Raw genomic sequence first — 11758 nt, 5'->3', positions numbered from 1 at the left:
ACATTATATAATTCAATCCATACAACAAAAAAAGACTATCAAAATTGATAGTCTTTAGTCGTCGCTACGCTGCATACCAGTATACATTAATACGAGACGTAATAATTCAAATACCGCTACAGCTGCAGCTGCTACATATGTTAATGCTGCCGCATTTAATACTTTACGAGCTTGCCCATATTCATCTGTTGATACAATACCTAACGCTTCAATTTGTTGCATTGCGCGCTTTGACGCATCAAACTCAACTGGCAATGTAACGAGCTGGAACACAACACCTGCTGCCATTAAAATGATACCTAATAACAACAAACCAGACATTTGTGCAAATATACCGATTAGGACGAAAATCCAAGACATATTCGAACCAAAGTTTGCAACTGGCACTAACGAATGACGAACGCGCATAAATTTATAATCTTTTGCATCTTGAATTGCGTGTCCTACTTCGTGTGCTGCAACTGCTGTACCAGCAACTGAATGTCCATAATAGTTATCTGTTGATAATCGAACCGTCTTAGCGGTTGGATCATAATGGTCTGATAAATGACCTGGTGTTTCTTCTACAGCTACGTTGTATAATCCATTTTCATCTAAAATTTTTCGAGCCACTTCCGCTCCTGTCATACCTGATGTTGAATAAACTTGTGAATACTTGCTATAGGCACTACGTACTCTTGACTGTGCATACAACGGTATGATCATTATGATCGCGAAGTAAATTAAATAAAACATCATGAACCTCCATTGAAGTTTTAATTATAGTACTTCTCATTCTATTTTCTTCTGCTACTATTGTCAATGAATAAACCTTACAATCCATATCTTTATTTATTGCATTATCTATTTTTAGAATGTACATTACTTTTTCTTTTTTCTCTCTCTCCTTTATACTTTCTCCATCCAACATAAGTTAATGTGAAGAAAATAAGTCCCCCAGTAATTGTCATAAACCAAATGAGAGAGGGTGCAATTTCATCTTTTTTTACTGTGTGAAATATCTTTTGCAAATCCCCTTTAATAATCCCTAATTGCATTTGGCCGCCTTTCGTTTTTAACATAACGTTACGAAATTCATCTAAATAAGATAAATGAACATTTACACGCTGAACCTCGTTTTCTGGCAAAGCAATCATTAAGCTTGGATAAATAATATTGAATTCATTTAAAAACGTATTTAACGTTTGTTGAAACTGCCCAGCATCTTCTTTTTCCATCGCTTTTTCCATTTGAGAAAAGGCATCCATTACTTTCCTTTCTCTTTCCATCCAAAGTGGTTGATATTTCGATACTTGTGCATCAACAGCAAGTTGTAATGCCAGCACATTATCAATTTTAGCTTGCTTACCTAAACCTTCTTCAGAGAGCGATTGTTGCGCCTTATCGTAAGCTAAAGAAATAACTCTAACTTGATCTGGTGTTACTTCCTGCTTCTTTTCATTCCCCTTTATTAAAAATTGCTCCGAGAAATGTTGTAATACTTGTACCGCTTTTTCATCTTCATTACGCTTCACTAACTGTAACGAGTCGTCTAACAACCCTGTTAGCTCATTCCACTCTTCAGCATATATACGTAACGGAAACATTATAATTAGAAATGCTATCAATCCAATTAATGTTCTCTTCATCCCGGTCCCCCCTATAACTACTAGTACAAAATATGTTAATTTGGACAAGAATAGAACAGAACTAGACCGAAAAATATATTATCATTTTACAAAGAAAAAAATTCTCTTTAAGCAGAGAATTTTTTCTGTGACATCCTTTTCTTTTTTACGAAATATCGATATAAACTGTAACAAAGTATACTACCACCTAAAATGAATAATAAAATAGCACACGCAGCATGCATAAAGAACTCTTCTGGTAACATTAATATAATTGGATCTTTTTCAGGATCAAAAACCCAATAATCATTACTAAATAAAAGTTTATGGAATAATACAAAACTCTTTTCAAAATTAATAGCAATTGGTAACATAAGCGCTATCGGAAAAATGATTGTTAAAATCGATCCATGCAGTAAAAACTTTTCATTTTTCTTTTTTAATAAATAAATTCCGCCTATCACTGCAATCATAATTGTCGCATACATCACATATTGAATCTTTACTAAAATATTTTTAACATCTACAAAATGAATACGGCCATTTGTGGACATATCTAATGTTGGCAAATGTAATGCTCCGTCATAAAACGGGGATAAATATGTAATAAGCACATCGTAATTTCTTTTAATTTCATCCTTCGTCATATCCGCTAAATCAGGAATATTTAAAAAATCAATTTCAAAATAATACAGCCATTTTCCATAGATAACTGCCGTTGTTGCGAGTGCAAAAATAGAAAATGCTATGCTATATGAAACAACTAAAGTAATCAATCGATCCAATATTTTTGTACCACTCTTATTTTTCTCCATGTTCTCCCCCTAAATGTTCTAACCATCATAAAGAAAATTGTTTCCTTTGCTCACGTAAGCAACAATAATATGTAATACATAGTACAGCAATACTTAACCAAAACGTAAAATAACCAATTTCCTCTACAAACAAATGCATAATTCCATATCGCGGCATTTGCCAAAATAAATAATCAATTGCATCGTTATGCAACGTCCACACAGCTGCTACTATAAAATGCCATTTTTTTATGCGATAGAATGGAGCATATAAAAATCCTTGTACTGCCATCGCAAAGTGCGAAAGCATTAACATGTAGCCCATAAGGCCAATAGGCCCTTTTACGTAAATCATAATCCCGTTTACAACAACAGCCCAAATACCATATTTTATTAAAGTTACAATCGCTAACGCTTCTATTAATCCCCAGTTTCTCTTTGCCAAAAAAGCAATTAAAACAAAGACAAAAAAGAGACTCGCCATAGGACTATCTGGTACAAACGGCCAAAATATAGGTGACGTTTCTTTCAATTGATTTCCGTACCATATAAATCCGTAAATTGTACCTAATATGTTAACAATTAATAAAAATAATAATACCGAGCGTTGTCTTAACATTGCATACAAGTACACCAATCCGTATGTCCAACACCTTTCAAGCAAAGTAATTCATTCATTAAATCCTACTCTATTATAACAAACTTCATCCAACTAAATAGAAAAGCTGACTACAAATTTTGTAGTCAGCTTTTTATTATTTTTTATTATACTTTGCAACGAATTCCGAAAGCTTCTTCAGTTCCTCATCCGTACCTTTAAATACACCTTTAGGCATTGAACCTTTTCCCTCTTTCGCAATTTTAGCAATTTCTTCTGGCTTTAAAGTTAAGTTTTGCAGTGCCGGTGCTGCTGCCCCGCCCTGTAAATTGTCACCATGACATGTTAAACAAGTATTTTTTTGCATTAATTTATAGCCATCATCATTTTTATCAACTGGCGCTGTTTTTACAATTGCTCCTTGTTTTTTTGCAGCTTCCCAGTCGTGGTGTGCTACAGATTCCCAAGTTAAAAAAATAATCGATGCAATTGCTAAAAGCATAAATCCAGTTGCCACAGGACGCTTCAATGGACGTCTTTCTGGACCTCGATCAAGAAATGGAGCTAACAGTAATGCTCCAAACGCAATCCCTGGCATAATAAATGCTCCAATTACAGTAAATGAACCGGAAGCATAAGAATACTTTAATAACTGATACAAGAATAAGAAATACCAATCTGGAAGTGGTATATATCCAGCATCAGTTGGGTCCGCCATTCTCTCAAGCGGCGACGGATGCGCCACTGTTAAACATAAATAACCGATTAAAAAAACTGCACCAACCATCCATTCTTTTAACAAGAAGTTCGGCCAAAATGCTTCTGTTTTCCCTGGGTATTCAGAATAGTCTTTTGGAATATTTGGTTTCCGAGCTACTGGTACCCGAGAATCTCCTACAAACTTCATCCCTTTGCCGCGATGCATAATCTCCCTCCTTTTGTTCTTTCCCCTTTAATTTAGCAATCTCTTATAGTGGACCGGAAATACCTTGTTTGCGAATCATGATGAAGTGGAAGGCCATTAAACCTAGAAGTGCTGCTGGTAAGAAGAAGACGTGAATAGCAAAGAAGCGAGTTAATGTTTGAGCGCCAACAATTTCGGAATGACCAGCGAGTAATGTTTTAATATAAGGACCAATGAGCGGTGTTTGCTCTGCAATTTGAATCCCTACTTTTGTAGCAAATAAAGCTTTCATATCCCACGGCAATAAATATCCGGTAAAACCAAGACCTAACATAACAAAGAAAATAAGAACACCAACAATCCAGTTTAACTCACGGGGCTTTTTATACGCACCTTGGAAGAAAACTCTGAGTGTATGTAAAAACATCATTACAATTACGAGACTAGCACCCCAGTGGTGCATACCACGAACAATTTGCCCATAAGCAACTTCATTTTGTAAATAGTAAACTGATTCCCAAGCATTTTTAATATCAGGCACATAATACATCGTCAAAAACATTCCAGATAAAATTTGAATTACAGTAACGAAAAAGGTAAGTCCTCCAAAGCAATAGACGAATGCAGAGAAGTGATGTGCCGGGTTTACATGTTCAGGTACTTCATGATCAGCGATATCACGCCATATTGGTGTAATATCCAATCTTTCATCCACCCAATCATAAATTTTATTTAACATCTACTTTGCACCCCCTCTTGGCTTCGCTTTTCCTAGATACAGCGTTCCATCTTTCACTTTAGACTCGTACACATCAAGCGGAGCAAGGGGTGGCGTACCTTTAATGTTAATCCCATCTTTTGTATAACGCCCCCCGTGACATGGGCAAAAGAATTGATTCGGATGTGCTTTGTCCGAATTCCAGTTAACTGTACATCCTAAATGTTTACATACTGGAGAGAACGCAACAATGTCTCCGCTTTCATCTTTATGAACCCAAGCCGATTTTGGTTCTTCAGACTTGTACCAACCATCAACCTGCTTCACTTTAAAATCGAAACGCTTCGGCTCTGTTGTAATATCCTTTACTTGCGCAACAGCAACCATATCTGTTCCCGCTTCTTTTCTTAACACCGGATCAAGCGCAAATCGCGTCATCGGCATTAAAATACCGGCAGCCATAAAGCCTCCTACCCCTGTGAGTGTGTAATTTAAAAATTGTCTTCTTGACACGCGATGTTCTTTGTCGCTCACGAAAATTTCCCCCCTCTATCAGAAATTGTCCCCTCGTGATAAATTATATAAAAAATAAAAACTAGGACACTATCATGATATAATACGCTCATGCACAGGTCAATATCATACTACTCATAATAATAAGAACTTTCTGTTTATTGCGAGTTTCCCCATTTCTCTTCCAACATCACCATTATATTTTTTATATGCGCATGAATAACTTCTCTTTTTGCTTGATCACTAAATTGTTCTAACGCTAATGAAGGAAACCAAAATAAATCTCCCTGTAACTCTTGCATATCCTCTTTCCATGAAAAATCACTTGTAACATAAGCAATATGCTTAAAACCTTCACTTCGTAAATGATTTGTCCATTCTTGCAAACGACCTTTTTCATTCTTTTGACTTTCTACCAAATACGTAAACGCAGGCAGTAAAAGCACTCTTCCTTTATACTCTCTTTCCAATTCCGTGCTCAACAATTCGATAAATTCACCTTGTTCTACAACCATTTTCATTTCTTTTGCTGCCGAAATTGATAACAGCGGTATTACTCCTGTATCAACATACTCTCTTGCTTGCTCAAACTGTTCTACATCTTTTACAATCCACTTCAAATCCCTTCCCTCCTTCACTTGTAAATGACAGAACTTTCACTTTATATATATTAAACCACACTAAAAGAGGTAAAAAAAGAAAAACTACCCAATATAGGTAGTTTTTCTTGATAAAAGTCTGAAATTTGTAAAAATTAATTAATCCAAATAAATTCTATAAAGTCTTTAACTCTGCCGTTAATCTATGAAACGCTTCCTTATCTTGCTTATCTAACGCTTCATCAATTTGTTTCAAAAGGCGTTCTCTCCTAAACGAAAATACACTTTCTTCCAAAAACCTTTCTGCAAGTAAACGATCTTTTTCATTTACTTCAATATGCTTTGGTAAATATGGGTTTTCTTCTAATACAGCTACATAATTCGCATTTTGAAACGATGATTTAAAGTTGAGTTGAATATAAATATCCTCATCTCGATTTAAACGAATATCATGAAACGATTTTTCAGCATCTGTTGTCATAACATTTTGTTTAAAAAAGTGAAACGGTGTGTCTTTCACACAATTCGCTGACATCACTAAGCCACGCGGACAATATTTTGCATGCTCTACGAAGTGGACTTTATGCATCAATTGGTCGTGACTCATTAAATAATTCAGAATCCATACACATTCACGCTGTTTCAGTTGGTAATTATTCAAAAACCATTTTACAAAATCCTTCTTCTCGTTTACAGAAACAGGGGTATTCATAGCAATTAAGTCCCTCCTCTGTCTTTCTCTTTTCTTTTTAGATTCAAGAAGCGGCATTCAGTTTCCTTCCAACTTATGAAAAATCCTCTAAATTATATAACAACTCTTCAATATGAATTTGTGTCGGGTCTAGTTGTAATAACTGGGTAAATACTTCTTTCGCCTCTTTTCGTTTTCCTTCTTCCAATAAGAAATAACCGTACTCTTCTAAGAAGTCTGGATGATTCTTAAAAGAAGTATATGCACTTTCATAGTGTTTTAATGCATCCGAATACATTTCTAATTGTTTTTTTGCATACGCAAGATCCCAAAGTAGTTGTGTATCTGGTTCTCCACTATCAATAGCACGCTCTACAATTGCAATTAACTCTTCGTACTTTTCTTGTTCTTTTAAGATATATGCATATTTTAATGTTGCACCTAAATGCCCTGGATCTAACTCAAGCGCTTTTTGAAGAACTTCCTCTGCTTCTACTATTTTTCCTAATTTCGCCGCAATGTTCGCTAACTCTACATAAAATGGAACTGAAAGCTCATCTACTTTAATTCCTTCATGAAGCGTTTCATAGCTTTCTTGAAGCATTCCTTCTTTTTCATAGCTTTTCGCTAAATACATGTACAGTGATGCGTACTCAGGGTCTAATTCTTTTAGTTCTTGCCAAGCACCAATTGCTCTCTGATATTCTTCACCTTGGTATAATGTAAAGGCATATCCAAATAATGAGTGAATATCTTTTTGTTCCTCTAGGCCTGCTTCATAATAAGAAATCGCTTCTTCCCAGTTTCCGATTGCGCTTAACGTTTCTGCGAGGCGAAGTGCGATCACAACACCACCCATTACTTTATGTTCCGCTAATAGCGATTCATAATAAGTAATTGCCTTTTGTTCTTCACCTTTACTACTATATAATTCTGCTAACCCAAACGTAATAACAGGTTCATCAGGCATCATTTCTTTCGCCTTTAATAGTTTTTGCTCTGCTACATCATCAAAACCTTGCATTTGGAATAAATCTGCAACAAGTAATAACGATTGAACATATAAATCGTCATTTTCTGGAATATCATGAAGCACTTCAATCGCTTCATCTTCTTTATCTAGATCAATATATAATTCTGCTAAAAATACAGTGAATTCACTTTCTTCTGGATACAGTAAACGTAAGTCTTCAGTAATTGCTAATGCCTCATCTGTAAATCCAAGCGTATGATAGTAACGAGCGATATCATACTTCTCTTCATCATTCGCAATTTTTAATTGTTCTTTTAATAATTGTAATCCTTTTTCCGCTTCACCATTTTCAATATATGAAACAGCTTGTTCAAACTTTTGCATAAACGTCTCCTTTAATTCTAAAAAATATTCTCTTCTGTTCATTTATCATAAGCAACTCACTGTTAGAACGCAACCTTTAGAATGAGCATGCTTCTTCTTATACTTCTTCTTACAGAGTAGTTAATTGTTCAAAAGGTTCGGATATGACACCGATACCTTATCATCATCTTCTATTGTACCGCTTTCTTTTATGACCGTGCAAATAACTTCTCTCACTAATTATCAAGCCATACAAACCGTGGTTTACAGAATAACTTAATTAGCAGTCTTCAACCTTTATTTTGAATGCGATAAAAAAGGCTCCTATACTAGGAGCCTTCACAATCTCTTAAGAATATGTTTCTTCTTTCTGTACTTGCTCATTTACAAGCTCTTTCAGCAACTCTATAATTTCATCATTTTCTTCCTTCAAACCGACAGTAATACGAATACCATCATCGATACCAAATGCAGCACCAGAACGAACGATATATCCTTTTTTCATTAATCGTTTGAAAGCTTCATTACCCGGTATACCAAGTTTTAAGAAAATGAAATTTGTTTGAGATGGATAATAGAATACGTTATATTCTTTACAAAATGCATAATACTGATTTAAACCTTCAGCATTCTTTTGCACACAATCTTGTAAAAAGGCTTGATCTTCTAATGCAGCGAGTGCTACAGATTGGGCTACAGTTGATGTATTGAATGGTAACCTAGCTACTTCTAGCTGTCCGATTAACTTCGCATCCCCAATCGCATATCCGATACGAAAAGCAGCTAAACCATATGCTTTTGAAAACGTGCGTAAAACCATAAGATTTTCATACTTTTCAAGAAGTGGTAATGTTTGCGGATAGTCTTCTGCTTCCGCGTATTCATAATATGCTTCGTCCATAATAACGAGAGCCGACTTAGGAACTGATTCTAAAAATGAAAGTAATTTTTGTTTCTCAACATATGTACCTGTTGGATTATTCGGATTACAAATCCATACAATTTTCGTTTTCTCATCTACTTGCTCTAGCATTGCATCTAAATCGTGAATACCATCTTTAAGTGATACTTCACGAACTTCTGCTCCTTCAATAACAGCATGGTGATGATATTGTGAAAACGTAGGATTCGCCATTACAACGTTTGTTCCTTCATGTAATAACGCTCGGCTAATCATTTGAATGACTTCATCTAATCCACTACCAAATAGTAATTGTTCTGCTTTTACACCTAAATGTTTCGCTACTTTTGTCCGAAGTTCAAAGGCATATCCATCTGGATAAAGGGCATATTGGCTCGCTAAAGAAGTTAATGCTTCTGTCACACGTGCTGAACAACCGAATGGATTTTCGTTGGATGCTAATTTCACAATTTTTGATAAACCATATTCTCTTTTTACTTCTTCAATGTTTTTCCCAGGCACATACGCTCTCAAAGTTAACAATTGCTCTTTCACTCTCATTTTTCTTCCCCCAGTCATTTCATTCAATTTGATTACAATACGGTTATAGCCCCTTACTGTAATCTTTTGTCATAACCGTCACTATTACGAGAATACCTCTAAATGAGCACTTCACAGCACTTCGCTATCATTTTAAACCATATCTTTTTGAAATGCCTCTAACGCAATATGAACAGTCTCATCTGAAATAGATACGACATTCACTACCCCATATTCCTGCATAAGCACCATATGAATTGCTCCTGCATTTGCTTTCTTATCTTGTTTCATCAATTGAACGAGGCGCTCTACATTCAAATCTCTTGGCATTTTTGGATAGCCGTATTTCAAGAACCACTGCTTCATATCTTCATAAGCAAGATCAACCTTGTACACTTGCTCACTTAAAAATATGGCGAATAACATTCCAACCGCTACACCGTCACCGTGAGTAATATTTCCATACCCTAGCTCTTTTTCAAGAGCATGTCCTAACGTATGTCCAAAGTTCAAATGAGCACGTACACCCTTCTCTGTTTCATCTTGTGACACAACATTTGCCTTTACAGGAATCGCCTTCGTTAATATATGGATTAACTTCTCATCATGAAGATCCGCTAATGTTTGCACTTCTTCTTTTAACCAATGGTATAGCTCCACATCACCGATAAGAGCATGCTTTATCACCTCTGCATAACCTGAACGCCACTCTTTTTCAGGAAGAGACTGTAAAAACGGTGTATGATATACAACTGCTTCTGGCTGATGGAATGCACCAATCATATTTTTACCTAACGGATGGTTAATCGCTACTTTCCCACCCACTGCGCTATCGTGCGCTAATAAAGTTGTCGGAACCTGCACAAAGCGAATACCACGCATAAACGATGCAGCAACAAAACCAGCTAAATCTCCAATCATTCCGCCTCCAAGTGCAAGAATTAAAGAATTTCTATCTAATTTATTTTCAAGAGCCGACGTATGAGCCGCATAGAAATTTTCGAAAGACTTCTCTTTTTCGCCACTTGGTACAACAAACGAAAACACGTGCTGCTCTACTTGTAATGCATCGATAACTTTCTGTAAATGTAGTGATGCAACAGCTTCATCTGAAATGATCATTACGTTAGATACCGCTGGCTGCATATTTTGAACGATCGTTGTTAAGTTTGACAACGCTTCTTTACCAACATGTACATCATATTCTTTTGATTTCGTTTGAATATGTATGTTTCCCATTAAAATCCCCTCGCATATTCATTATGTTTCTCAATATTTTCACGAATTAGTTCCATACGATCTAATCCGAATTGTTCTATTAAAGCTGTCGCTAATTCCCAAGCCACAACCGCTTCTGCAACGACACTAGCTGCTGGCACTGCACAACTATCTGAACGTTCAATGCTCGCTGTAAAAGGCTCTTTCGTATCAATATCTACACTTTGAAGAGGTTTATAAAGTGTAGGTATCGGTTTCATCACACCGCGCACAACAATTGGCATTCCAGTCGTCATACCGCCTTCTAGTCCACCTGCATTATTTGTTCTTCGTGTATATCCATGCTCCTCATCCCACAGAATTTCATCATGAACTTCACTTCCTGGTCTATGCGCTGCTTCAAAACCAATTCCAATCTCGACACCTTTAAAAGCATTAATACTCATAATTGCAGCTGCTAATTTCGCATCCAGTTTTCGATCATAATGCACGTAGCTACCTACTCCAATTGGCATCCCTTCCACAATTACTTCAACGATTCCACCAATTGAATCACCATTTGCTTTCGCATCATCAATCGCTTGCATCATTTGGTTACCAGCTTCTTCATCTAAGCAACGTACAGGAGATGCTTCTGTAATACTCTTTAATTCTTCAATTGAACTATACGTAATCTCCTTAGCTTGTACACCGCCAATTTCAATTACATGGCCCGCCACTTTAATACCAAGTTCTGCTAACACCTTTTTAGCAACCGCACCAGCAGCAACACGCACCGTCGTTTCGCGCGCTGACGAACGTTCCAGTACATTCCTCATATCTCTATGACCATATTTAATCGCACCATTTAAATCAGCATGCCCAGGCCTTGGTTTTGTCACTTTCCTTTTCATCTCTTTTTCTTCTTGCTCAGTTAAAGGCTCCGCCCCCATAATTTTTGTCCAGTGTGCAAAATCACGATTTTCAACAACAAGTGCAATAGGGGAACCTAATGTTTCTCCATGTCTAACACCACTTAAAATTTGCACTTGATCCGTTTCAATTTGCATGCGTCTACCGCGCCCATATCCCTTTTGCCTTCTAGCTAACTCTTCGTTTATATCATCTGCTACTAAAGACAATCCTGCCGGGACACCTTCTATAATCGTTGTAAGTTGTGGACCATGAGATTCACCAGCTGTAATATATCGCATACGTTATTCCTCTTTTCGTATATGTATTTATCTCACTATATTAACTTTTATCATTCTAAAAATATTAAAGAAATTATATCATAAATCGACCATTTTCTTATTCTATATTTCCGATAGGCCTAATTTAAATATCAACATATCATAAC

General features: G+C 36.2%; 13 protein-coding genes. All 13 read right to left on the bottom strand.

Translation table 11 applies throughout. The annotated features are described in order from the left end of the window. Nucleotides 1-54 precede the first annotated feature (54 nt). Nucleotides 55-738, bottom strand: a complete 684-nt coding sequence (locus GBN78_RS25350; RefSeq protein ID WP_058839490.1) for a zinc metallopeptidase — start codon at nt 736-738, stop codon at nt 55-57. A gap of 101 nt (nt 739-839) precedes the next feature. Continuing rightward, nucleotides 840-1628, bottom strand: coding sequence for a sporulation protein YpjB (gene ypjB, locus GBN78_RS25345; protein WP_000831583.1), 789 nt, complete (start codon nt 1626-1628; stop codon nt 840-842). A 107-nt stretch (nt 1629-1735) separates the two neighbouring features. Continuing rightward, entirely contained in the window at nt 1736-2422 is a 687-nt protein-coding gene (gene lit, locus GBN78_RS25340) for a lipoprotein intramolecular transacylase Lit (protein ID WP_000414369.1), read from the bottom strand. A 25-nt stretch (nt 2423-2447) separates the two neighbouring features. After that, nucleotides 2448-3038: a lipoprotein heptaprenylglyceryl N-acetyltransferase LhaT gene (gene lhaT / locus GBN78_RS25335; protein ID WP_025967075.1), complete on the bottom strand. Its 591-nt coding sequence runs from the start codon at nt 3036-3038 to the stop codon at nt 2448-2450. 118 nt (nt 3039-3156) lie between these two features. Beyond that, nucleotides 3157-3924 (bottom strand): menaquinol-cytochrome c reductase cytochrome b/c subunit, encoded by a 768-nt coding sequence (gene qcrC / locus GBN78_RS25330; protein WP_000554603.1) that lies wholly within the window; start codon nt 3922-3924, stop codon nt 3157-3159. Between the two features lie 43 nt (nt 3925-3967). Further along, nucleotides 3968-4642, bottom strand: a complete 675-nt coding sequence (gene qcrB, locus GBN78_RS25325) for a menaquinol-cytochrome c reductase cytochrome b subunit (RefSeq protein ID WP_000932700.1) — start codon at nt 4640-4642, stop codon at nt 3968-3970. Next, nucleotides 4643-5155 (bottom strand): menaquinol-cytochrome c reductase iron-sulfur subunit, encoded by a 513-nt coding sequence (qcrA, locus tag GBN78_RS25320; protein ID WP_001280593.1) that lies wholly within the window; start codon nt 5153-5155, stop codon nt 4643-4645. 137 nt (nt 5156-5292) lie between these two features. Continuing rightward, nucleotides 5293-5754, bottom strand: coding sequence for a YpiF family protein (locus GBN78_RS25315; protein ID WP_000871314.1), 462 nt, complete (start codon nt 5752-5754; stop codon nt 5293-5295). Between the two features lie 154 nt (nt 5755-5908). Beyond that, complete coding sequence (locus GBN78_RS25310; protein ID WP_001095925.1) at nt 5909-6445, bottom strand: ReoY family proteolytic degradation factor; 537 nt, start codon at nt 6443-6445, stop codon at nt 5909-5911. A 73-nt stretch (nt 6446-6518) separates the two neighbouring features. Next, entirely contained in the window at nt 6519-7781 is a 1263-nt protein-coding gene (locus GBN78_RS25305) for a tetratricopeptide repeat protein (RefSeq protein ID WP_001168671.1), read from the bottom strand. Nucleotides 7782-8109: 328 nt separating this feature from the next. Further along, nucleotides 8110-9222: a histidinol-phosphate transaminase gene (gene hisC / locus GBN78_RS25300; protein ID WP_152127836.1), complete on the bottom strand. Its 1113-nt coding sequence runs from the start codon at nt 9220-9222 to the stop codon at nt 8110-8112. A 132-nt stretch (nt 9223-9354) separates the two neighbouring features. Continuing rightward, the gene (aroB, locus tag GBN78_RS25295; protein WP_025967072.1) at nt 9355-10440 is read right to left on the bottom strand and encodes a 3-dehydroquinate synthase; all 1086 of its coding nucleotides are present in this window, start codon (nt 10438-10440) and stop codon (nt 9355-9357) included. Continuing rightward, nucleotides 10440-11612: a chorismate synthase gene (gene aroC, locus GBN78_RS25290; protein WP_025967071.1), complete on the bottom strand. Its 1173-nt coding sequence runs from the start codon at nt 11610-11612 to the stop codon at nt 10440-10442. Before aroC ends, aroB begins: the two co-directional genes overlap by 1 nt. Between the last annotated feature and the right edge of the window lie 146 nt (nt 11613-11758).

The sequence above is a fragment of the Bacillus sp. B2-WWTP-C-10-Post-4 genome, assembly GCF_009183805.1.
In the GTDB taxonomy this organism is placed as follows: Bacteria; Bacillota; Bacilli; order Bacillales; family Bacillaceae_G; genus Bacillus_A; species Bacillus_A cereus.
The sequence above is the reverse complement of the archived record's forward strand: the minus strand, read 5'-3'. Positions and strand labels throughout refer to the sequence as shown.

Bases quoted from the DNA above. Each gene is read 5' to 3' on its own strand.
- lit (WP_000414369.1), bottom strand. From the start codon at position 2,422: ATGGAGAAAAATAAGAGTGGTACAAAAATATTGGATCGATTGATTACT.
- GBN78_RS25305 (WP_001168671.1), bottom strand. From the start codon at position 7,781: ATGCAAAAGTTTGAACAAGCTGTTTCATATATTGAAAATGGTGAAGCG.
- qcrC (WP_000554603.1), bottom strand. From the start codon at position 3,924: ATGCATCGCGGCAAAGGGATGAAGTTTGTAGGAGATTCTCGGGTACCA.
- aroC (WP_025967071.1), bottom strand. From the start codon at position 11,612: ATGCGATATATTACAGCTGGTGAATCTCATGGTCCACAACTTACAACG.
- GBN78_RS25350 (WP_058839490.1), bottom strand. From the start codon at position 738: ATGATGTTTTATTTAATTTACTTCGCGATCATAATGATCATACCGTTG.
- GBN78_RS25310 (WP_001095925.1), bottom strand. From the start codon at position 6,445: ATGAATACCCCTGTTTCTGTAAACGAGAAGAAGGATTTTGTAAAATGG.
- hisC (WP_152127836.1), bottom strand. From the start codon at position 9,222: ATGAGAGTGAAAGAGCAATTGTTAACTTTGAGAGCGTATGTGCCTGGG.
- qcrB (WP_000932700.1), bottom strand. From the start codon at position 4,642: ATGTTAAATAAAATTTATGATTGGGTGGATGAAAGATTGGATATTACA.
- aroB (WP_025967072.1), bottom strand. From the start codon at position 10,440: ATGGGAAACATACATATTCAAACGAAATCAAAAGAATATGATGTACAT.
- ypjB (WP_000831583.1), bottom strand. From the start codon at position 1,628: ATGAAGAGAACATTAATTGGATTGATAGCATTTCTAATTATAATGTTT.